We start from the raw sequence: 21,473 nt of genomic DNA on the forward strand, positions 1-21,473 counted from the left end.
GAAGGGACACGTCGCGACGCTCGCCGGCCGCGACGACAACCAGTTCCAGGGCGCGATCTGGTGGGCCACCGAGGGCATCGCCGAACACATCGAGTGGGGACGGCCGCGGCAACGCCGCCTACGGCGGGCGGCAGGCGGTGCGGCGTTACCTGCGCGAGAAACACTTCGCAGGGGACCCGGCGATGGTCACGCCGAATGACGATGCGACCGACTGGGAGATCGACGGCGCCTATGGCATCGGCTTCTACTACATCCGCTGCATCGCCGACCGGTACGGCCACAAGAAAATGCTGTCGTTCAGCGAGGCGCTGCTGCGCGACAAGAAACCCGCGGCGCTCGCGGCGGTCGACACCCTGGGCGGCAGCTGGCCCGACATCTCGAAGCGCTGCCTGGCATACCCGGAAGGCGGTGGGCGCCTAGGAGCCCGTCAGGTCGATGAGACAGATCCTGGTGCCGTTGCTGCCGGCGCCGAAGCGGCCGGGTCGACCGTCGCCATGGAGCAGGCGGCGGTTGATTGACGCGATCCGGTAACGGATCCGGGTGGGCGCCCCGTGGCGGGACGTGCCACCGCAGTACGGATCCTGGTCGGCGGTGTATGCCCTGTTCCGCATGTGGCAGCGCGATGACCGTGCGTGGACAAGTCGACTCAAAGGCACGAAGCCAATCAGACCAATGTCACACGCACGGCCACCAGACCACAGCCCGGCACAGTCAGGGTGCGAGAGCGATCCTCACGGTCAGCCCAGGATCGCTCGGATGACGGCGGCTTTCCCGTCCAGTTCCAGCAGGTGTACGACGTACCCTCCCGGCTCGGGCTCGGCTCTGGGCCGGTCGCATCCGACTCGCCCGCCGCCGTCGGCGTGTACCTCCACAGTGCACCCGGGCCCTGCCATGAAGCCGCCACCGCCGCCCATGCTATTGGGCTTGATCAGTCGCACGCTGACACCGCCATCCTCCACGTAGGCCGACACCTTCCACCTGCTTAGGGAGAACTCGACCGAACCGGAGAAGGACACTTGGCAGTCGCCGTCGGCACAGCCCGGGTACTTGGTGCCGCCTCCGCTCGGCGCCTCCGTCTTCTGTGGCGCTCTGGGCTTCTGTGCCACTTTGGGCTTCTGCGCCGCCTCCGCCTTCCGCGACTCGTCCACGGTGGGGGAGGAGGATGCGGAAGGGGAAGCAGCACGGGAGGTGGTCGCGGTAGCGGCGGTGTCAGGATTCGACCACGTGGCATCGGCGGATGATTCCGCTTTGGAGCCGCAGCCGGCCAAGGCCGAGACCAGCAGTAGCGCCCCGATCGCTGTGCGTTTTGTGAAGGAAGGTCGGCAATGTTGCATGCGCGGAGTCTAGTGGCCGACTTTGCCGGACCCAGTCCGGGACGAAACACTCCCCGCCACACAAGGAGCCGTGATGTGGACTGCCGCCACCTGGCAGCTCTGCAACGGCAGGCGAAGCCTCTGGCACGGCGGTGCGCGTCCCTGGTCCACCTTGCTGGGATGCACCCTTTAATCCCGCCGACGCAGGTGGGCGCGGCGCGGCTGAGTCGTCCGCAGCTGGACGCCTTGCGGCCACAAAATGCTTCGCCCTCGCGCGGTCCAGGCACTGATTTGGGCCCGCCTCGGATCAGTTCGGTGCCGTCGACTCGAAGTACTCGCGTAGCTTCTCCGCATATGGCAAGCGCAGCTCCGCCGGAGCGAAGTCCTGCTCCGGGCGGGTGACGTAGAGGTCGTCGCCGGCATACCGTGGGAAGACATGCATGTGGTAATGCCACCGGTCTTGGTTTCCGGCGGGCTCGTTGTGCTGCCGCAAAGAGGTTCCATCGCAGCCGTAGGTCTGCCGGATCGCGATCGCGACCTCGCGTGCCAGGTCGTGGATTGCGTGCCCGTAGCGATTCGGCAGGTCATACAGGTTCTCGTAGTGAGCGTTCGGCACGACCATCACGTGACCGTGATTCTTCGGCCACCATCGTGGCGAGACGAATGCGGTGGCCAGTTCGTCGCGCTTCACGACGTCATGCTGCTTTCGATGTTCGTCCTCGCCACCCTGCGCCAGTCGGCAGAAGGGACACACATAGTCAGGTGGCGCGTGGTTGAACATCACACTCCTTTAGGTCAAGGTGAACACCCGGTGGCGACCCGACCGGACACTGGTCGGGCCAGTTGAGTTCCCCTACCGGCGCAAACCGCGTCATGGTGGGCCCGCGCTTACGAAGTACACGACCCGGTCACGAATGGATGGGTCGTGATGGCCGGCATCGGCGCGACCTGCCTGGTGGCGGGCGGCCTCGCGCTGAGACAGCGTGGCGTTGGGACCGGGGGCCGCTCCCAGCCGATGTAGCTCCGAGTTGAGCGGCCCTCCGGCCCGGCCCCGGCCGTCAGGCGCGCGGGCCGCGACGAACCAATGCGCGAAGATCGTCGATCCAGTCGCCGTCGGGGTTCATGCCCTCGACGAGCCAGGTGGCGCCCGCGGCCGCGTACTCGTCGGCGCGCACTCCCTCCAGGTGCAGGGCGACCACGTCCCAGGCCGGCGGACGCTCGACGCCACTGAGGTAGGCCGCGAGCCGGTCGGGGGTGAGCGCCTCAGCACTGGGGAGCGGGACGAATCCGTCCCACCGGGCGGCGCGTTCCAGTGGGCGGCGATGCGGGCTCTCACCGGCGACCCAGATCGGCGGGCGAGGCCGCTGAACCGGGCGCGGGAGCATCTCGGTTTGCACGGTGAAGTGTTTCCCGTCGTGGTCGACCGGCCCGCGCAGCAGTCCGTCGAGAACCGTCAGGCCCTCGTCGAGCACCGCCGCACGCCGTCGCGCGTCTCCCGCTTCCCCGAAGGCCTCGAATTCGGCGTCCGCCGGGGCGCCCAGCCCGACACCGAGAACGGCGCGGCCGCCGCTGAGGTGGTCGAGGGTGGTGAGCTCTTTCGCGACCTTCCACGGCCGCCGCCGTGCGAGCGGCGTCACCATGGTGCCTAGCAGCACGCGCTCGGTGTTGGTGGCGACGGCGCCGAGCAGTACCCACGGATCGTGCACGTCGAGTCGCTTCTCGGGGAGCCAGGTCATGTGGTCCCAGAAGAAGACCGCGTCCCAGCCGGCCCGTTCGGCGTCGACGGCCAGTTCGAGCAGTGTCGCCGGCGGAGCAAACGGGGGCAGGTTGATCGCGAATCGCATGATCGTCTGGATCCTTTCGTCGCATGTGTGCTCGTCGTAGGGCAATCGTGTGTGTGGGTGAACGTCTCCGGAGCGTCGTCAGGCTGTCAACCGTGCGCCTGCCGGGTGTGGACAGCGGTGGCGTGGACGACGGCCGCGACAGCGGCGAGGATCGCCGCCATGACGGGCACGGTCCACCAGCCCGCGGCGTGATACAAGCGCACCGCCACCCACGATCCGAGGCTGCCGGCCAGGAACGCACACACCATGTAGGCGGTGTTCATCGCGCTGCGCGCCCCGGATCCGCAGCGGTACATGCGGGTGACGTTCGCGATCATCCCGGTCTGCATGGCGACGTCAAGCACCAGCACGCCGGCGACCAGCAAGACCAGCCCGGCCGTGCCACGCACGACGGCTCCGGCCAGGAGCCCGGCCGCGACCAGCGTCCCGACCAGCGCCCAGGTCGTCACCGGCTCCGGGCCCCAGCGGTCCACGGCCCGGCCGCTCGCCGGGACGACCACCATCGTCGCGACGACGACGAGACCGACCCAGCTCATCGCCGTCGCGCCGAGGTTGTGGTCCTGGCGCAGGGTGATCGCGAGCGTGGCCCAGGTCCCGGTGAAGGCGGCGAACACGCAGGCCTGATAGAACGCGGATCGGCGAAGGTCCGGCCCGGCCAGCAGTCGGTCGACAGGTCGCCGCAGATACCCGGGAAAGCTCAGCGGCGTCACCGCCGCGGGACGGGGCACGATCGACCACACCGCCATGGCGCACAGCACCGCGAGAACCGCCGCGGCGGCGTACGCGTAACGCCAGGAGTACTGGCTCAGGTGCCCGGCGACGGCGCGAGAGGCGATCATGCCGGCGATCGCGGCGCTGAGCAGGACGCCGCTGACACTGCCCAGCCGGCTCGGGCCGGTCCGGTCGGCCACGTACGGGCCGATCACCGGAGCGGCGACGGCCGCGCACCCCATCAGCAATGACGCGACGAGCAGGACCGACAGCGACGGAGCGAGGGCCGCCACGCCCGCACACACCGCGGTGCCGAGGAACAGCGCGAGGAGAAGCCGCCGGTGAACGCCGGTGTCAGCCAGGGGCACGAGGATGAGGATGCCCAAGGCGTATCCCGCCTGAGGGGCGGTCACGACCAGAGCCGCCTGATCGATCGGAACGTGCAGCGACGTCGTCACGTCGGCGATCAGCGCCTGCGGGAAGTAGATGGTGCCGACGCCCACGGCCGAGCACAGGGCGAGCAGCCCCAGCTGCCCGGCCCGGGGCCGGGCGTCGGCGTTCGCGGTAGTCGTCGCAGTGGCCGTCATGACTGCGACTCTGGTCCCATCGGCGCGGTCCCCGGCAACGATTTAGACTGAAGCTACATCGAGAGAGGTCTGCGGGGTGACCACCGGCCATGCTCACGTACGTTCTGACCGCGCAGGATCTCGAAGAGGTGCGGTTCGCGGTCTCGCCGGCCATGGAGACCGTTCTGTCCTTGCGCGCGCTGCGTGACCCCGGCCGTTTCCCGCTTCAACTGCCCTGGGTGCGCGCGGTACAGCCGCTGCTCGGCTCGCTCGACTGGGATGTGCTCCGCCTGCTCGTCAACGCCACGATGGGCAGCCCCGACTTCCTCACGCCGCGTCCCACCTCCCCGCTCACCCAGTTCGACGACGAGCTCGACGTCGTCGCCACGGTGGACCGGGACACGTTCGACCGGCAACTGGCCGCGGTCAACGACGAGGTGCCCGGCCATTTGGCCGGTCCTCACGGCATCACCAAGGTCGTCGACGCGCTCCGCGACTACTGGCGTACCGCAATGGCGCCGTACTGGCCCCGTATGCGGACGATCCTGTCGGCGGACATCACCTACCGCGGGCAGGTCATCACCCGGCACGGGACCGGCGCAATGCTCGACGAGCTGGGTCCCGCGATCAGCTACCAGGACGGCCGGCTGCGCGTCGACCGGGTCAGCGATCCCAGCCGTACCGAGCACGTCGACGGCCGCGGACTCGTGCTGCAGCCAACGCTGTTCGGTCCACACGCCGTCATTCCGTACGACGTCGGCGCGGACCCGTTGGTCGGCTACCCGCCGCGCGGGCAAGGACATCTGTGGACCGTGGTGGCGCCCCCGTCGCCGCACGATCTCAGCCGTCTCGTCGGCGCCCCCCGCGCCCGCATCCTGGAACGGCTCGGTCACGGCCGTACGACCGGCGACCTCGCCGCCGAGCTCGGCGTGACGCCCTCGGCGGTGAGCCAGCACCTGAGGCTGCTGCACCGCACCGGCCTGGCCGAGGGACACCGCGTCGGCAAGACGGTCCTCTACCGCCGCACCGAGCTCGCCGATCTGCTGACCGGCATCGGTGCCGGCCCGGCGTCCTCGTGAACGCCAGCCGATGAGCGTCGCGGAACGGCGCCGCAGCAATGAACCCCAGCTGGATGCGGTGTCCAATCCGCATGGTCCAACGTGACAGCTCGCCTCACACCGGTGCGATGTCCGGCCGGGATTCCGACGGTTTGGCGTCCTCCCGTACGGCGCACCGTCGCCCGGCCGGAGCTCCGGTGCCACGCTGCCTCCGCGATGTAGGTCAGACAAGGTGCGTGTGGCCATATCCCGTAGCGCTGGGCGGCCCTGACGTCGACGCACCTTCTGGCGCAGGTCTGTTCAGAGACCCTCGCTGTTGAGGGAACGGCAGCGCGCCGGGCGCACTCCAGCACGCCGACGACCCGGAGCGCATAAAAGGTCCTTATGCCGCTGCGGAAATCGATGCCCCGTTGTGCCATCCGTGCGACGCCGCCGCTCCGAATAACAGGTGCAGGAAATCACGTAGTCCAGCGCCAAGGAGGTCCGATGCGCATCATGACTCGGCTCAGCACGATCGCCGCGGTCGCCGTCCTCACGATCGTGTCCTGGCAGGCAGCGGCATCCGCCGCCACCGCGATCGAGTACGGCCTCATCGCCGCACTCATCGGCACCGCTCAGTAACGAGGAAGGACCCTGAGGTCCGTCTGCTAACTCCTGTCGGGGTGAGGGGGAGCCAGGGTGTCGTCCGCGCGTGCGCCGGGCTTGCCGGATGCCGGCGTTCTATCTGAGCAAGCCCGGCGTGCGGGAAGGCGGCGGCTGGGCCCAGTCACCTGCACTTGAGACGGGGGTTACGCGCGCCGACGTGACGGCTGAGCGGCTCCGCCGGCGACGCGCAGGCTCATCCTCGCGGGCGTCTTGCAGGTTTCACTAACGTGGACGCCGTGACAGTCTTCGATTGGCGGTCCTTCGGCGCAGCGCGAGAGGCGCGGCTGGAGTTGGTTCCCGACATCGTCAGAGACGCGTTGCGAGTGCTTGAGGACGTGCTGGATGAGCTGAACCACGCGTGCACGTTCACCCTCTCCGAAGGTCCGCTTGCCGGCGACGACGTGGTCGCCTCGGTAGCGGCGCTGCTGCCTGATGACTGCCGGGTCTCGCGCCTTGGGCCGGTCAGTTCGTGGTTGGAGGTGACCCGGGAGTCGCTGCCCGGACTGTTCATTCCCTGGCGGCCCGAGGAGACATGGGTGCGAGGATCACCGCCACGCGAGCTCGCTGAGGCCCTCGGCGACTGGACCGTCGCCCTGCTGGGTCGGCTCTGGCCGCACGATGCGCAGGCGTGGTCCGTCACGGTGGAATGCCGCGGCCGGTACGAGGGAGCGTATGTCGACCTCGCTGTCCGAGCGGCAGACCGTATGTGGCTGCTGCACCTCGGCGTCACCGACTAGCAAGCCCGCCTCGCACTGCGTCCACGCGCGAGGATAGCGGGAAGCCGGATGACTGGTCACAGCTTGACGCATCGGCGTTGCAGAGCCTTGACATCAGGCCGCGATCGAGCGTCACATCTGGTGCTGGTTGGATCATGTTCGGACGGCCGGACCGGTGCGCAGCGCGGGCGTCGGGGTGGGTGAGATAATGCGGGTGGCGAAAGATCGGTTCCTCGCTGGGACGACACGGCTCGCACCGATTTCGAGCAGCGGCTATCTCGTGCGCGAGACCGTTCAACGCTCCTTGTCAGCTCGGCACCCCACGACGCGCCGACGACGGAGAACGCTGAGTCAAAAACGAGGGACGCCGTGAGCATGGACCAACGCCGGAGTACGCATGAGCATGGTGGCGCAGCCGCGGACCGACATGGGTTGCGGGCGCGTCTGCGCGAGCTGCAGCAAGGGACAACGTTGGAGGTGGCGCTCGCCTTCTACGACAGTCTGGACACGGTCAGCCTCGACGAGATGATCGGGTCATGGCATGGCGAGGGCTTAGCCACCGGTCATCTGCTCGACGGAATGCTGGAGCACCTTGGCTGGCGGGGCAAGCGCTTCGTCGGCCCGAATGAGGCTCACCCCCTCATCTTCGATGCCGGTGGCGGGCGGCGAGTCGGCGTCAACCCGGCGTTTGTGCCACTGGCGCTGATCCGCCACCCGCGACTGCTGCACGCGCCGTTCGCCGAGCGCATCTTCTCGGTGATCCGCCCACTCGTGTCCACCGGGAAGCCGAAGGCGCGCCTGCGGCTGACCGAGTACCGCGGCGTGGTAACCGCCACGATGTGCTACGACGCTCTGCCGATCCACGACGTGTTCCGCAAGGTCGACGACGACATCCTCGTCGGAGCCATGGACATGCGCGGCCTCGAAAAGCCCTTCCTATTCGTCCTGAGTCGTGAAGAGCCGGCGGGGTCGGGCGGGAATCGGTGAGCAACGAGCCGCCGAGCTCCGTTCGGGACGGTGACTGCTACCAGCGTGCGTGTGTCCGGCGCAGCCGGATCCACCGGTAGCCGTACGGGTCCACCTCCAGGTCGTCCAGGCGGAGCTCCTCGTACTCGCGGTTGCTGAAGACCTCGACGGGTTTCTGTCCGTTTCCGCTGTCGTCGGGCGTGTGGGACAGGCAGACCCGGGCGGGCTCGCCGGAGAGATTGTGGACGAATACCACCGAGCCCGCGGCTGCGTCGGCGCGGTGCGCGAGGACGCCGGTCGCGTCGACAGGCACGACGTGATGCTCGCCCACGCCGATCTCCTCGCATTCGCGCAGGGTGTGCAGCATCCGGTCGAACCAGGTCAGCAGCGAGTCGGGATCGCGGCGCTGATCGGTGACGTTGACGTGGCGATAGGAGTGGTCGCCCTCGTCGATGACCGGTCGTACCAGCCGGTCCGCCGGGGCTTCGCTGAAACCGGCGTTGGGCGTGTCCGACCATTGCATAGGGGTGCGGATCGCGTCCCGTTCGGGTAGACGAAGGTCCTCGCCCATCCCGATTTCGTCGCCGTAGCGCAGCACAGGCGTCCCGGGCATCGTGAACTGCAGGCTGTACGCCATCCGTAGCCGGTCCTGGCGACCGTCGAGCATGGTCGCGAGTCGACGGCGGATCCCTCGGCCGTAGATCTGGTGCCGGCGGTCCGGCCCGAGAGCCTCGAACACGTCCTGCCGCGCCTCGGCCGGCAGGCCGGACAGATCAACCTCGTCGTGGTTGCGCAGGAACGTCGCCCACTGACCGTGCCGCGGCAAAGCCGGAAGGCTCGCCAGGGCCTCCTTGATCGCGGTCGGGTCCTGGCGTGCCAGGGACAGCATCAGGGCCTCGTTGAGCCGGAACGCGAACAGCATCTGCAGCCGCGTGGCCGCGCCGTCGCCGTTGCCGAAGAACAGCTCCAGTTCGTCGTGCGGCACGTTGGCCTCGGCGAGGAAGACGGCGTCGCCACGCCGCCAGGAGGTCTTCTCACGCATTTCGGTCAGCAGACTGTAGTCCCGGTCGCTCGGGTCCGTGCCTACGCCAGTGCGTTCGATGACGAACGGGGCCGCGTCCATCCGGAACCCGCTCACGCCGAGGCGACCCCAGAACGACACGATCTTGTAGATCTCCTTGCGTACCTCGGGATTGGCGGTGTTGAGGTCGGGTTGGAAGTCGTGGAACCGGTGGTGGTACCAGGCTCCGGCCTGGTCGCTGTAGGTCCATGTCTCCTTCTGGACGCCCGGGAACACCATCCCCTCCGTGCGGTCGGCCGGCTCCTCCTGCGACCACACGTACCAGTCGCGGTACGGCGAGCGTGGGTCCTCGCAGGCCGAGAGAAACCACGGATGCTGGTCACTGGTGTGGTTGACCACGAGATCCAACATGATCCGCAAGCCGCGCTCGTCGGCCACGTTCATCAGCTCCGCGAAGTCACCGAGGCTGCCCAACGCCGGGTCGACGTTGTAGTGGTCGGTGATGTCGTATCCGCCGTCGCGCCAAGGGCTGGGATGGATCGGCGAAAGCCAGATCGCCGTGATGCCCAGCCGGGTGAGGTAGTCGGCGCGGCTGATCAGCCCGCGCAGGTCTCCGACACCGTCATCGTTCGAGTCCTGGAACGCACGCACATCCAGGCTGTAGATCACCGCATTGCGGTACCACCGGTCAGTCAACGAAGGGTTCCTTCACCTCGAGCCCGGCCGACCACGTCTCCATTATGGACCGAGCAACGATGGCCATATCGGCACGGGAATTCAGCACGAAGGCGATTTACGAAAGACAGACAAGGCCGCGGAGGTACGTCACGGCAGCCGCGCCAAGGCGGCGATCACGTCCGGGTCAGCGCGGCCATCGTCACGCCCGCACCGACCGCGATCAGCAAGATACTGTCCCGATTCCCACGCCGATCCTCCTTGAGCCGGGCTGCCGCAGGCACCGTCATACCCGCACTTCACTCCCGCGCAAACCGGCCGACGACCGCAAGGGTGTCGACTAGGAGGGCTCGTCGTGGAGGAGATGGTCGCGCTCGGCGCCCGACCGGTGCTAGCGGGCTGGAATCCAGGCCGATTGAGCGCTGCGCCCGGCTCGCAAGCAGCCGACGGGGACCGAGTTGGAGACGGCCCTCGCCGACGCCGAACCCGAGCCGCTGCGCGTCTAACCAGGCCCGGCGATGTGGTGGTGTCGACCGTGGGACCGTTCGTGAAGATTCGGAGACCTGTTGTAGCTGCGGCTACGACTACGTGCCGGGCAATCTCGCCGGGCGCCTCGCGCTGGCGAGGCCGCCAGATCCACCTCGAGCCGGCCCTGAACCGGCCGTCAATTCGGGTTGCTCCGCCGCCGAGCCGATGGGCTTCAAACGTTGGTACCCCAGCTGGCTCGGACAGGCCGAAGACCAAGCCCAGGCCCGATCGAGCGAAGTCACCCGGTAGCGCATCAGCTTCGGCGGCGGAAGCGGATGCACCCACGATGATCGCGTCGGACTTCGATCGGTGGCGGCATGGTCGGGCTCCTGCGAAGCATCCAGCCCTCGGTGGTCCTGAACCGGTGACCTCGTAGTGGATGAGCGCGTGCCGTCGGTCCGGCGAACTCGTGCGTGGTGGTGCTCAACGTGGGACGCCGAGGAAGAAAGCGGTGACGGTGGCGGCGATCGCCGCGGGGTCCTTCTCGGGGCCGAAGTGGTCGAGTTTTGGGAACAGGGTCAGCTCGGATTGGGGCAGGACGTCCTTGAGCCGACCTGGTGCCCGACCCGCGCCGGTCTTGTCTGCTTCCTTGCCGGCCATCAGGAGCACCGGCATGGTGATCCCCGCGTACTTGCGGTAGTCGTTGTTTCGGCGCGCCTCTTCGGCGTGTTCGCGGATGGTGCCCGCCAGCAGGGCGTACTTCTGCTGCCGTTCGTGCTTCTTGATGGCCAGGGGGATGATGGCGCGCAGGAGCCAGCGCGGGGCCTTGCCGCTGGTCTGCGGGTTGATGCCCTGGACGAAGGTCAGGAACGCCTCGAAGGGCTTGCCCGCGTCGAGTTGTCGTTGGCATTGCTCGGCCCAGTCCATCGGGATCGAGCCGTCGATGCAGACGCCCGGCTCGTAGACCGCCATGCGGTCGAAGGCGTTGGTCTTGAGCGCGGCTTCCAGGGCCAGGAACCCGCCGAAGCTGTGCCCGAGGAGGAAGCGTGCCCCGGTCGCGGCGCGCACCGCTTCGATGTCCGCGCACTCGGCGTCGGCGCTGTAGTTGTCTCCCTGCGGCCCGCTGGCACCTCGGCCGCGCCGCTCGATCGTGTGCACGGTGAACCGGCCGGCGAAGGCCGCGGCCAGGGGATCGAAATCCGCGGCCAGCGCGAGCGCTCCGGGCACGATGATCAGGCCGGGGCCGGTTCCGGTGCTGCGGTAGCTGATGGGCGTGCCGTCCGCGGAGTTCACCGAACTCACCGACGCGTGCTGTTCCAGGGTCTGAGCGGTCATGCTGAGTCTTCTCCTACAAAGTGATTGATGGCGACGGACGTTCGGTGTCAGTCGGCGAGTGTGGCGAGGGCGCGGAGCCCTTCGAGGATTTCCTCCGCCGTCGGCGCCGTGGCGGGGTCGCTGAGGTGCTGGATCATCACGCCGGACATGAGGGCCATCTGGACGCTGCCGAGCGTGCGTACCGACTGATCGGAGACCTGGTCCTCGGGCACGCTTTCGAGGATCGCCGCCATGCCGCGGCGGCCCTGTGCCGTGCCCGCAGCGAGGGCCTCGCGCAACTCGGGTTGGCGCTGGGCCTGCATGAACAGTTCGACCGAGGCGAGCCAGAGGTCGGGCTGGGCGGTGAAGTCGTCGATCAGGCTCTGCCACAGCTGGGCGAAGTGCGCCTTGGTGGAGCCGTCGGCGTCGGGGCGCAGGGCTCGGCCCATCGAGTCGCCCCACTCGTCGAGGAGCTCGAACAGCGCCTGGTTGAGCAGGGCTTCGCGGGAACCGTAGTGGTATCCGATGGCGGCCATGCTCACGCCGGCCGCCGCGGCGATGTCCCGGACGCTGCTGCGGTCATATCCCTTCTGCCGCAGGCACTCCTTGGCGCCGGCGAGCAGGGCTTCGCGGTTTCCCATGCGACAGACCGTACCAGGGATTTGGGCGATCGCCTAATGCGTTCGATCTAGACAATTGTCTAACGGGATCGCGCGAGGGTGCGTATGTCGATCTCGCTGTCCGACTTGCAGATCGGATGTGGTTGCTGCATCTCGGCGTCACCGACCAGGAACTCGCTTCGCGGCTGCGTCCACGCGCGAGGCCGGCGGACTGGACGGGGAACGCGACCTGGACCGCGTAACCAAGGACGGTCAGCGCCGCGGTGTGTCTTCGGGGTAGGAGGCGCCGCCGTCCGACTCCCGGGTGAACGGCTTGGCGCCGCCCTCCGGCGGCCCCGCGATGGACTGTGCGCCGGCCGCCAGCTCCGGGAACTTCTGGTCGAAGGCGGGGCGCTCGGACCGGATGCGGGGCATCCGGTCGAAGTTGCGCAGCGGTGGTGGCGAGGAGGTCGCCCACTCCATCGAGTTGCCGTGCCCCCACGGGTCGTCGGCCAGCACCACGGGACCGGCCTTGTAGGCCTTCCAGCAGTTGAAGATGAACGGCAACATCGAAACGCCGAGGACGAATGCCCCGATCGTCGAGATCGTGTTGAGCGTGGTGAACCCGTCGGCCGGGCGGTAGTCGGCGTACCGCCGGGGCATGCCTTCGTTGCCCAGCCAGTGCTGCACCAGGAACGTGGTGTGGAAGCCGATGAAGGTCAGCCAGAAGTGGATCTTTCCGAGTCGCTCGTTCAGCATGCGGCCGAACATCTTCGGGAACCAGAAGTAGACCCCGGCGTAGACGGCGAACACGATCGTGCCGAAGAGCACGTAGTGGAAGTGCGCGACTACGAAGTACGAGTCGGATACGTGCCAGTCGACCGGCGGGCTGGCCAGCAGCACACCGGTGAGGCCGCCCAGTAGGAACGTGACGAGGAAGCCGATGGCGAACAGCATCGGTGTCTCGAACGTGAGCTGTCCGCGCCACATGGTGCCGATCCAGTTGAAGAACTTGATTCCGGTCGGCACGGCGATCAGATAGCTCAGGAAGCTGAAGAACGGCAGCAGCACCTGGCCCGTGGCGAACAGGTGGTGCGCCCACACGCTCATCGACAGCGCCGCGATCGCGACCGTCGCGCCGACCATGCCCTTGTAGCCGAACAGCGGCTTGCGGGAGAAGACCGGGATGACTTCGGTGATCATGCCGAAGAAGGGCAGCGCGATGATGTAGACCTCGGGGTGGCCGAAGAACCAGAACAAGTGCTGCCACATCAGTGGGCCCCCGGTGGACGGCTCGTACACCTTGGCGTCGAGGATCCGGTCCGCGCCGAGCGCGAGCAGCGTGGCCGCGAGCAGGGGGAACACGAGGATGACCATCACGCTCGTGATCAGGATGTTCCAGGTGAAGACCGGCATCCGGAACATCGTCATGCCGGGCGCCCGCAGGGTGACGATGGTGGTGATCATGTTGACCGCGCCGAGGATGGTGCCCAGGCCGGAGATGACCAGGCCCACCACCCACATGTTGCCCCCGACGCCGGGCGAGTTCTCGACGTCGCTCAGCGGCGTGTAGGCGAACCAGCCGAAGTCGGCCGCGCCGCTCGGCGTCAGGAAACTGAGCATCACCAGCGAGCCGCCGAACAGGTACAGCCAGTACGCGAACGCGTTGAGCCGCGGGAACGAGACGTCCGGCGCGCCGATCTGCAGCGGCACGACGAAGTTGGCGAACGCGAAGAGGATCGGCGTCGCGAACAGCAGCAGCATGACCGTGCCGTGCATCGTGAACAGCTGGTTGTACTGCTCCGTCGACAGGAACTGCAGGCCCGGCCGGGCGAGTTCGGCGCGCATCAGCATCGCCATGATGCCCGCGGCGACGAAGAACGCGAAAGACGTTGTCAGGTAGAGGATGCCGATCTGCTTCGCGTCCGTGGTGCGGATCAGACGGGCGAGCGCGTTGCCCCGCGGTTGATCCCGCACCGGCCATGGACGCGTGACGATCGGCTCTGGAACTACGGACGTCAAAGCGGGCCCCCGGGGTCGTCCACCAACCAACCTGGGACTAACGAGGCTGGTTGGTTGCGGGAAACGACCCCGGTTGGATGAGTGTCGTGTCCGGTCAGCCGCGGTAGAGCGGGTTGCCCACCTCGACCTCGTTGACCTGCTCGCCGGTCAGCGCGTCGAACGCCCGCACGACCGTCCTGTCCGGATAGACCGCGACCGTCAGCACCGACGGCGACTCGGGACGGTCCGTCGCGGAGTCCTCGTCCCACGGGTTGTCCGGGCTCGGCGCGAACTCCATCGCCAGCGCGCCCGTGTTGATGGCGGTGTAGCCGTCCGGGTTGCCGCCGACGGCCGGGACCTGGGCCGACCAGTCGCGTCGGTACGGCGACCAGTGGGTGTGTCCGCTCAGGTAGATGACGTTCGAATAGCGGCCGATGATCTGCTCCAGCTGCTCCTCCCGCGGCCCGTTGCCGTAGAAGTCGCCGTACGTGCCGGAGACCGTCCACGCGAACGGATAGTGCCGCATCACGAGCACCTGCTTGCCCCGCGCCGACCAGTACGCCAGCCGGTCGGTCAGGAACGCCACCTGCGCATCACTGATGTCCTGCTGCTCCTCGACCGTGCCCGTTCCCTCCTCGCCGAGGACGAGCACCGGCACCCCGCCGACCACCTTCTCGTAGTACGGCTTCGAGATCTTCGCGCCCCACTTGTTCGCGAACGCGACGAAGTTGTCGGCCTGCTGCTTGCGGGTCAGCACCCGGCTGCGCAGGTCGTGGTTGCCGATCGCCGGCAGGACGGTCGGCAGGCGCTTCTGGTCGGCGAAGATCGCGCTGACCTCGGCGTACTCCGCAAGCTGCTGTTCCTGGGTCTGTTCCCGCGGGCCGCTGATGACGTCGCCGGCGACGAGCATCGCACCGGCGCCGGGAGCCTCGCGCCGCAGCAGGTCGAGGGCGCCGTCCAGATAGGGGAGACCCTCGCCCTGGATGTCGCTGAGCACCTGGAAGGTGGTGGCTTTCGACTTGGCAGAGAGCGGTGCGAGCGGTGTACGCACGACGACGTCGTCGATCGCCCAGTAGAGCTGCGGCCGGTTGCTGGCGTAGCCGAAGCGGAAGACGGCGGTCTTCGCGCGGCTCGGCACGTTGATCTTGCGCACCTCCTGGCCGGAGATCACGTCACCGCCGCCGTTCGCGCTGATCCGCGCGGCCGAGTACCGCAGGATCTCGGTCTCCGCGCCGCCGTCGAAGGCGACCGTCACCCGACCGACCGCCTTGTGCGCCTGCCGGTAGTGCGACGAGAAGACCAGCTCGACCTCGCGCTGCCCGGAAACGGGAACGGCAGGGCTGGTCAGCGTGGTGTTGACGTCGGCGGTGGCGCCCTTGGCGGCCGCGAGACCGTTGTCGGCGACCGCGATCGTGCCGCGCGAGCGGGAGAACTGGTTGCGCTGGTCGAGGTAGCAGCGTGAGTCGAGGGGAGCGTCCTGTTCAGGGTCGCAGCCGACGCCGACGGGCTTATCGGCGGCGAACCACGCATCACGCTCGGCGAACGTCCATCCGCGCCAGTCGGCGGCCGCGCCGTCGGTCTGCACCGTCCAGGCGGACCGGGCGGTGTCGAAGTCACCGCGCCAGACGGTCCGCTGTGCGGCGCCTTGGTGCCCTTGCGTCGGCATGGCCTGGGTCGAGACGGCCTGCGTGGTGGAGACGACAACGGCGGGGATCAGCGCCACGAGCGCCGCCGCGACGACGGTCAGATGGCGGGTACGGGTCTTACGGAGCGACATGTCTCCTCCACAACGTGGGGAAAGGTAGCCACACCGTTTCGAAGATCGTCAACGCGCCGGTGAACGGCGAGCGCAGGCCGACCGTCTGATCGATGAGCAGCTTGGACTGGCGGTCCCATGTCGATCTGGGTCGCATGTCACCGCCGTGTCGGCGGACGACCTGCCCCCGGTTTGCCCGATCGCCGGGAACGGAACCGCAGCTTGGTCGCGAATCGTCAGACCCGAATACCTCACCGCTCCGCGACGCCCTCGGCCGCCCGGCGAGGGTCGTGCCAGCCCGGCAAAATCCGTTGACGGCGGGGACAGAAGGCCCGACGGTATCGGTGATGATAGTTCGACGTGAACGCTCCGACGATATTGACGCGATCCACGCGGTTACGGCGGCCGCGTTCCGCGGCGTCGAGTACAGCTTGCCGCCGGCGGAGCCGGGTGGTGATCCAGGCGAGGCGACGCTCGTTTCGTGGCTGCGCGACGATGCCGGTTGGATCCCGGAATTGTCGTTGGTCGCGATCGAGGACGACCAGGTCGTCGGCCACGTTCTCGCGACGCGGGCTTACGTCGAGGGCCGGCCGGCCCTGGGTCTAGGTCCGCTGAGTGTTCTCCCGCGCCGCCAGCGAGCCGGCGTGGGTAGCGCCCTGATGCACGCTGTTCTTGGCGCGGCCGACGCGCTCGGCGAGCCCCTGGTCGCGCTGCTCGGCAACCCTGCCTACTACAACCGGTTCGGCTTCGTTCCGGCGCAGCCGGTTGGAGTAGTCGCGCCGGTCTCCGGATGGGGTGACAACTTCCAGGTCCGAACCCTCAGCCAGTACGACGGCCAGGCCGGCCGTTTCCAGTACGCCGAACCGTTCGACCGGATCTGAAGCCCTCCTCGGCGGGCCCTAACGGTGAAGCCGCCATCGGCCGGTCGACGGTCGCGACGTCTTGATCGCGAACTGACCAGGCAGGAACTGGCCAAGGCGTTGGGAAACCGCCTGGCGCGTTCCTCGGTTGCCCGTCGGCGCGGTCGAGCGTTCACCCGGCCGTCGACGGGTACCAGGGATGAGGTCCGCACCGGCCGACGTGGGTGCTCTACCGGGAGAGTCGGCTGAGCAGCAACGCCAGGCGGCGTTCGTGGTCTTGGCGGGGGAGCCGCCCGCCGCGGGTCAGTGACACGAGCCCGTGCAGGCCGCTCCACAACACCTCCGCGAGCAGGTCCTCGTCGTCGTTCGCGGCGAACGGTCGGACCGCATGGCGCAACTCGTCGAACCCGGAACGCAGGGCCTCCGGTGTCTCGGAGGTCGCGAATGGCAGACTGACCGCCTGGTTGAACATGGCGTCGTAGAGCGCCGGTCGGTGCTCGGCGAACGCGACGTAGGCTGCCGCGACGTTGGCGATGGCCCGCCGCGGGCCGCGGGTCGACGTGCGGGCGGCCCGCATTTCGGCGGCGAGGTCGGCGAATCCTTCCACCGCGACCGCCGCCACGATCGCATCCTTGCTCTTGAACTGGCTGTAGAGGACCGGCTGGCTGTACTCGACGCGTTTGGCGAGCCGCCGGGTCGTCACCGCGCCCTGGAGGCGTTCATGCTCACACCCCTCGCGTACGGCCTGGCCATCGTCCTCGACCTGCTGGTCGTCGTGATCGGCATCCGGTTTCTGCTACAGCCCGAAGCCGCCGCCGCCGGCTATGGCGTGCCGGCCAAACCCGGCGCCTACCTGACGCTTGGTCGAGATTGTTTTTCAGCCTATTGTCGCGCTTGCCGATCAGCGGCCGGTGAGATTCGAAGCGCTCGCCAGAGGTCCGAAGGGCCGGTTCCACCGGGCGCCGGAGCTGTTCGCTGCGGCCGCCAGGACGGGGCTGTCGGCGGACTTGGACCGGCTGTGCGCGGGGGTGTAGCCCATGCGCCATGACCTCCACGGAACCGTACCGACCCAGCGCGCTCTCCACCGACCCGAGCGACACCGCGCGGAATTGTGGTGATCCCGCGGCGGCCAACGTGGGTTCGGCGGCCGACCCGGTCGCCGGCGCGGAGGGTGTCGGGCTGTTCCGCACCGAGCTGCTCTACCTCGACCGGGAGAAGGCGCCAGGACATGAGGAGCAGGTCGAGGCGTACGCGGCTGTCTTTGCCGCGTTGGGTGGCCGCAAGGTGGTGGTCCGCACGCTGGACGCGGGCGCGGACAAGCCGCTGCCGTTCCTGGACCAGTCGGGCGAGCCGAACCCGGCGCTCGGCGTCCGCGGTGTCCGCCTGGCCCGTCGCGATCCCGCGCTGCTCGACGGCCAGCTGTCGGCGATCGCGGCGGCCGCGGCGCGCACGGGCGCGACGGCGTGGGTGATGGCGCCGATGATCGCGACGCCCGCGGAGGCTCGCGACTTCGTGACCCGGGCCCGCGCGGCGGGCCTGGCGTCGGCGGGGGTGATGGTGGAGATCCCCGCGGCCGCGCTGCGGGTTCGTGCCCTGCTGCGCGAGGTCGACTTCCTGTCGATCGGGACCAACGACCTCAGCCAGTACGCGTTCGCCGCCGACCGGATGGCCGGGGAGCTGGCGGAGCTGCTGGACCCGTGGCAGCCGGCGTTGCTGGACCTGGTCGCGGCGTGCGGCCGCGCGGGCCGGGAGGCGGGCAAGCCGGTGGGCATCTGCGGCGAGGCGGCGGCCGATCCGGGCCTGGCGCCGGTGTTCGCCGGGTTGGGCATCGGCAGCCTGTCGATGCCGGCGCGGGCGATCCCGGCGGTACGCGACGCGCTGGCCGCGCACACGAAGGCCGACTGCGAACGCCTCGCCGCGGCCGTGCTGGCCGCGGAGGACCCGACGGCGGCCCGGGCCGTGGTCGGTTGACCGTAGCTTCGGGTTGCCGGACGTCCCGGCCAACCCGGCTCGGGTTTGGGTTGAGCGTTGGCCGCCGCGGGCCTGGCAGCGGAGCGAAGCGGAGCGGTGTCCGGCGGGAGCGACGGTCGCACCCCAGGCGGACCCGGGACATCCTGGTTCTAGGGCAGGTCGCGGGTCAGGACCACCCTGTTCTGGCCTGGGCCGCTGTAGTCCTCGACGAGGCGGGCCGTGAAGCCCAGCCGTTCGTGGAAGCGGATCGACTCCGCGTTGGCCGGGCCCGTGATCGCCTTGAGGCGGGTGGCGCCGCGGGAGCGGGCCGCGGACGCGAACGCCGCGTGCAGGTGGCGGCCCAGCCCGGTGCCGCGGCTGCGTTCGTGGACCGCTACCGCGTGGATGTAGCCGACGTGCGCCGGCGCCACGAAGCCGAACAGGTAGCCGTCCACCTCGCCCGAGACGAAGGCCGTGTCGCCGAACTCGCGGACGAACATCGGGTGGTGGAGGTGGCGGACGTCGCGGTCGCCCCAGTAGGCGGGGAGGTCCGCGAGGATCGCGTCGAGGTCGCGCGGGGTGGCGCGGCGCAGGTCAGCCATCGAGCGTGCCGAGTCGGGCGATGTTGGCGGCCTCGTCCGGGTCCGGGGCCGGCGTGTCCAGGAAGGCGGCGAGGACCTCGACCGCTACGTCGGGAGCCAGGCGTTTCAGGCTCATCGCCAGGACGTTCGCGTCGTTCCACTTGCGGGCGCCGGCGGCGATCCAGGGATCCCAGGCCAGGGCGGCGCGGACGCCCGTGACCTTGTTCGCGGCGATCGCCGTGCCCGTGCCGGTCCAGCAGAGGACGACGCCCAGGTCGGCCGTGCCGTCGGCGACCGCCCGGCCCACCGCGGCGCCGATGTCGGGCCACTGCTGGTCGCCCGTCACGTCGACGATCTCGATGCCCCGGTCGCCGAGCGACTGCTGGACGGCCCGTGTGGTCTCGTTCGCGTCGTCGGCTCCGTACGCCACCCGCATACCGCCCACCCTACGGGGCGAGCAGCCGGGCCCTCAGCCCGGCCACCAGCGCGTCGTCCGCGCCGAGGTGGTCGCGGGCATAGTCGTGCACCGATCCGTACCTGGCCGCCAGCTCCTTGAGCGTCAGGCGCATCGCGTCCGCGGGGGCGCGGCCGTAGGCCGGCCAGGTGATCGCCGGGTTGGCCGGGTTGGCCTGCCAGTCCGCGATGAACTTCGGCGCGGCCGCCTCCGTCAGCGCGTAGTCCGCGATGATGTCCTCGTCGTCCACGCCGACCAGGGCGAGGATCAGCGCGGCCAGCAGCCCCGTGCGGTCCTTGCCCGCCGCGCAGTGGATCACCACGGGCGTGCTGCGGGCGGCGGCGATCACGGCCAGCGCCTGGCCGATCTCGACGACGCCGTCGGCCAGGACCTCCGCGTTGCGGTCGGCGAGGAAGCGCACCGGCTCGATCTCGGGAGCGATGGTCGCCTGCTTGTACGGGCGGTGCTCGATCGAGAGGTTGTAGTAGGCGAGACCGTCGTACTCGGGTACCCGGCCGCGCCGCGCCACCTCCTCCGGGTAGCGCAGGTCGACCACCGTGCGTACGCCCAGCGTCTGGAACTTCACCCAGTCGGCGCCGGCGAGCTTGCCCAGCCCGTCGGAGCGGTAGAGCCGGCCCCAGCGGGTGACGCCTCCGTCCGATGTGGAGTAGCCGCCGACGTCGCGGAAGTTGTGCAGCCGGTCGAACGCGATGTGCCTCATGTGGACACCGTGAACCGCAGGGAGGTGCGCGCGCCGACCTCGAAAACCCGTTCCTTGCGCAGGCCCAGCGCGGCCAGGTCGGTGTCGGGCTCGAACAGCCGCCGGCCGCCGCCGAGCAGCACCGGCATGATGTCCAGCCGCAGCTCGTCGACCAGCCCCCGGGTGAGCAGCTGGTGGCCGAGGTCGACGCCGCCGACGACGGTGACGGCCCGGTCGCCGGCCGCCGCCTTCGCCGCCGCGACCGCGGGCTCGACGCCGTCCGTGACGAACGTGAACGTGAGCTTGTCGCTCTCCCGTGGGTGGGCGGCCGGCGGGTGATGGGTGACGACGAAGATCGGAACCTGGAACTCGTACGCGCCGGCGTAGCCGTCCGGGTCGCCCATCGCGAACGTCCGCCGCCCCATGAGCACGGCGCCGGTCTCGTCGACCAGCTCTGTCATGTAGTGCGTCGGGCGCAGCTCGGCCAGGTCCGGGTAGAGCGCCGCGGCGCTGCCTTCCGCGTCCTCGACGTAACCGTCGACCGACACGGTCATTCCGAAGATCACCCTGGTCACGGGGTCGAACCTACCAGCGGGCCGCCCGGCTCCGTACGAGGACGGATCGCGGGTACGGCGGGTGGCGTACCCGATGAGCCGTTGCGCGGCGGACGCCTCATGCCGGTGCCGCCGCGAGGCTGAAGCAACACTTCTCAGGAGGGACGGACGTCATGACAACGGTCGCCATCGCCGCCCAGCGCCGGCTCACGGACCTGCTCGCCCGGCACAGCATCGACATCCTCCGGGTCAGCCTCGGCCTGGTCTTCCTCGGCTTCGGGGTGCTCAAGTTCTTCCCGGGCGCCAGCCCGGCCGAGGCCCTGGTCGCCCGCACGATCGACGCGCTCAGCTTCGGACTCGTCAGCGGCACCGGCGCGGTGGTGCTCTGCGCGGTCGCCGAGTGCTTCATCGGCATCACGCTGATCACCGGCCGGCTGCTCAAGACCGGGCTCGTCGTCCTGGCCGGGTCCCTGGTCGGGATCATGTCACCGATTCTGCTGTTCTTCACCGACCTGTTCCCTGGCACGCCGACCATCGAGGGGCAGTATGTGGCGAAGGACATCGTGCTCGCCGCCGCCGGGCTCGTCGTCGCGGCCCGTGCCCTCGGGGCCCGGCTCGTGCCGCCGGCGACCCGCGCCGCCGTCGACTAGAGAGAAGGACGCACCCGTGCGGATCCTGTTCGTCGCAGCACCGCTGATCGGCCACCTCTACCCGATGGTTC

General features: G+C 69.1%; 21 protein-coding genes and 2 pseudogenes. 9 read left to right on the forward strand and 14 right to left on the reverse strand.

Annotation, left to right across the window (positions count from 1 at the left end; genetic code table 11):
* Nucleotides 1–137: 137 nt before the first annotated feature.
* Both AB0H87_RS00715 and AB0H87_RS00720 read left to right on the forward strand, forming a co-directional pair.
* Nucleotides 138–518 carry a hypothetical protein gene (locus AB0H87_RS00715; RefSeq protein WP_360137311.1) on the forward strand — a complete coding sequence of 127 codons (381 nt, stop codon included), beginning with the start codon at nucleotides 138–140 and terminating at the stop codon, nucleotides 516–518.
* Nucleotides 436–624 (forward strand): annotated as a pseudogene (locus AB0H87_RS00720) (transposase); the annotation flags it as partial. The gene AB0H87_RS00715 and the pseudogene AB0H87_RS00720, both read left to right, overlap by 83 nt.
* A gap of 113 nt (nucleotides 625–737) precedes the next feature.
* Here the strand turns inward: AB0H87_RS00720 and AB0H87_RS00725 are convergent.
* The 4 genes from AB0H87_RS00725 to AB0H87_RS00740 form a co-directional block, all read right to left on the reverse strand.
* Complete coding sequence (locus AB0H87_RS00725; protein WP_360137371.1) at nucleotides 738–1,148, reverse strand: hypothetical protein; 411 nt, start codon at nucleotides 1,146–1,148, stop codon at nucleotides 738–740.
* A gap of 472 nt (nucleotides 1,149–1,620) precedes the next feature.
* The gene (locus tag AB0H87_RS00730) at nucleotides 1,621–2,094 is read right to left on the reverse strand and encodes an HIT family protein (protein ID WP_360137314.1); all 474 of its coding nucleotides are present in this window, start codon (nucleotides 2,092–2,094) and stop codon (nucleotides 1,621–1,623) included.
* Between the two features lie 277 nt (nucleotides 2,095–2,371).
* Nucleotides 2,372–3,202 carry an LLM class flavin-dependent oxidoreductase gene (locus tag AB0H87_RS00735; RefSeq protein WP_360137317.1) on the reverse strand — a complete coding sequence of 277 codons (831 nt, stop codon included), beginning with the start codon at nucleotides 3,200–3,202 and terminating at the stop codon, nucleotides 2,372–2,374.
* Nucleotides 3,203–3,243: 41 nt separating this feature from the next.
* Nucleotides 3,244–4,455: an MFS transporter gene (locus tag AB0H87_RS00740; protein WP_360137320.1), complete on the reverse strand. Its 1,212-nt coding sequence runs from the start codon at nucleotides 4,453–4,455 to the stop codon at nucleotides 3,244–3,246.
* Nucleotides 4,456–4,544: 89 nt separating this feature from the next.
* Between AB0H87_RS00740 and AB0H87_RS00745 the strand changes: the two genes are divergently transcribed.
* The 4 genes from AB0H87_RS00745 (at nucleotide 4,545) to AB0H87_RS00760 (ending at nucleotide 7,840) form a co-directional block, all read left to right on the forward strand.
* Nucleotides 4,545–5,513, forward strand: a complete 969-nt coding sequence (locus AB0H87_RS00745) for a DUF5937 family protein (RefSeq protein ID WP_360137323.1) — start codon at nucleotides 4,545–4,547, stop codon at nucleotides 5,511–5,513.
* A 465-nt stretch (nucleotides 5,514–5,978) separates the two neighbouring features.
* The gene (locus tag AB0H87_RS00750; protein WP_360137326.1) at nucleotides 5,979–6,113 is read left to right on the forward strand and encodes a hypothetical protein; all 135 of its coding nucleotides are present in this window, start codon (nucleotides 5,979–5,981) and stop codon (nucleotides 6,111–6,113) included.
* Between the two features lie 260 nt (nucleotides 6,114–6,373).
* Nucleotides 6,374–6,874, forward strand: coding sequence for a hypothetical protein (locus AB0H87_RS00755; RefSeq protein ID WP_360137329.1), 501 nt, complete (start codon nucleotides 6,374–6,376; stop codon nucleotides 6,872–6,874).
* Between the two features lie 456 nt (nucleotides 6,875–7,330).
* Nucleotides 7,331–7,840 (forward strand): DUF4334 domain-containing protein, encoded by a 510-nt coding sequence (locus AB0H87_RS00760; RefSeq protein ID WP_360137332.1) that lies wholly within the window; start codon nucleotides 7,331–7,333, stop codon nucleotides 7,838–7,840.
* A 37-nt stretch (nucleotides 7,841–7,877) separates the two neighbouring features.
* Here the strand turns inward: AB0H87_RS00760 and AB0H87_RS00765 are convergent, their stop codons facing one another.
* The 5 genes from AB0H87_RS00765 to AB0H87_RS00785 all read right to left on the reverse strand — a co-directional run bounded on the left by AB0H87_RS00765 (nucleotide 7,878) and on the right by AB0H87_RS00785 (nucleotide 15,674).
* Complete coding sequence (locus AB0H87_RS00765) at nucleotides 7,878–9,536, reverse strand: alpha-amylase family protein (protein WP_360137335.1); 1,659 nt, start codon at nucleotides 9,534–9,536, stop codon at nucleotides 7,878–7,880.
* A 930-nt stretch (nucleotides 9,537–10,466) separates the two neighbouring features.
* Nucleotides 10,467–11,318: an alpha/beta hydrolase gene (locus AB0H87_RS00770; protein WP_360137338.1), complete on the reverse strand. Its 852-nt coding sequence runs from the start codon at nucleotides 11,316–11,318 to the stop codon at nucleotides 10,467–10,469.
* A 47-nt stretch (nucleotides 11,319–11,365) separates the two neighbouring features.
* Nucleotides 11,366–11,938 carry a TetR family transcriptional regulator gene (locus AB0H87_RS00775; protein ID WP_360137341.1) on the reverse strand — a complete coding sequence of 191 codons (573 nt, stop codon included), beginning with the start codon at nucleotides 11,936–11,938 and terminating at the stop codon, nucleotides 11,366–11,368.
* Between the two features lie 231 nt (nucleotides 11,939–12,169).
* A complete protein-coding gene (ctaD, locus tag AB0H87_RS00780) occupies nucleotides 12,170–13,918 on the reverse strand; it encodes a cytochrome c oxidase subunit I (protein WP_360137344.1) in 1,749 nt (582 codons plus the stop codon).
* A 94-nt stretch (nucleotides 13,919–14,012) separates the two neighbouring features.
* The gene (locus AB0H87_RS00785) at nucleotides 14,013–15,674 is read right to left on the reverse strand and encodes a metallophosphoesterase (protein WP_360137347.1); all 1,662 of its coding nucleotides are present in this window, start codon (nucleotides 15,672–15,674) and stop codon (nucleotides 14,013–14,015) included.
* Between the two features lie 269 nt (nucleotides 15,675–15,943).
* On the opposite strand from AB0H87_RS00785, the gene AB0H87_RS00790 reads away from it, so the two are divergent.
* Nucleotides 15,944–16,534, forward strand: a complete 591-nt coding sequence (locus AB0H87_RS00790; RefSeq protein ID WP_360137350.1) for an N-acetyltransferase — start codon at nucleotides 15,944–15,946, stop codon at nucleotides 16,532–16,534.
* 208 nt (nucleotides 16,535–16,742) lie between these two features.
* Here the strand turns inward: AB0H87_RS00790 and AB0H87_RS00795 are convergent, their stop codons facing one another.
* Nucleotides 16,743–17,216 carry a WHG domain-containing protein gene (locus AB0H87_RS00795; RefSeq protein WP_360137353.1) on the reverse strand — a complete coding sequence of 158 codons (474 nt, stop codon included), beginning with the start codon at nucleotides 17,214–17,216 and terminating at the stop codon, nucleotides 16,743–16,745.
* A 428-nt stretch (nucleotides 17,217–17,644) separates the two neighbouring features.
* On the opposite strand from AB0H87_RS00795, the pseudogene AB0H87_RS00800 reads away from it, so the two are divergent.
* Nucleotides 17,645–18,484, forward strand: a pseudogene (locus AB0H87_RS00800) (putative PEP-binding protein); the annotation flags it as partial.
* 149 nt (nucleotides 18,485–18,633) lie between these two features.
* Here the strand turns inward: AB0H87_RS00800 and AB0H87_RS00805 are convergent.
* Genes AB0H87_RS00805 through AB0H87_RS00820 form a run of 4 tightly spaced genes read right to left on the reverse strand, consistent with a single transcriptional unit; the run spans nucleotide 18,634 to nucleotide 20,773 of the window.
* Complete coding sequence (locus tag AB0H87_RS00805; protein ID WP_360137356.1) at nucleotides 18,634–19,065, reverse strand: GNAT family N-acetyltransferase; 432 nt, start codon at nucleotides 19,063–19,065, stop codon at nucleotides 18,634–18,636.
* Nucleotides 19,058–19,480, reverse strand: coding sequence for an RpiB/LacA/LacB family sugar-phosphate isomerase (locus AB0H87_RS00810; RefSeq protein ID WP_360137359.1), 423 nt, complete (start codon nucleotides 19,478–19,480; stop codon nucleotides 19,058–19,060). The genes AB0H87_RS00805 and AB0H87_RS00810 overlap by 8 nt, the downstream gene beginning before the upstream one ends.
* A 10-nt stretch (nucleotides 19,481–19,490) precedes the next feature.
* Nucleotides 19,491–20,219, reverse strand: a complete 729-nt coding sequence (locus tag AB0H87_RS00815; RefSeq protein ID WP_360137362.1) for a tyrosine-protein phosphatase — start codon at nucleotides 20,217–20,219, stop codon at nucleotides 19,491–19,493.
* Nucleotides 20,216–20,773, reverse strand: coding sequence for a dihydrofolate reductase family protein (locus AB0H87_RS00820; RefSeq protein ID WP_360137365.1), 558 nt, complete (start codon nucleotides 20,771–20,773; stop codon nucleotides 20,216–20,218). The genes AB0H87_RS00815 and AB0H87_RS00820 overlap by 4 nt, the downstream gene beginning before the upstream one ends.
* A 152-nt stretch (nucleotides 20,774–20,925) precedes the next feature.
* Between AB0H87_RS00820 and AB0H87_RS00825 the strand changes: the two genes are divergently transcribed.
* On the forward strand, nucleotides 20,926–21,402 hold the full coding sequence (locus AB0H87_RS00825) for a DoxX family membrane protein (protein ID WP_360137368.1): 477 nt from the start codon (nucleotides 20,926–20,928) through the stop codon (nucleotides 21,400–21,402).
* Nucleotides 21,403–21,473 lie beyond the last annotated feature (71 nt).

Source organism: Asanoa sp. NPDC050611 (assembly GCF_040654855.1).
GTDB lineage: Bacteria > Actinomycetota > Actinomycetes > Mycobacteriales > Micromonosporaceae > Asanoa.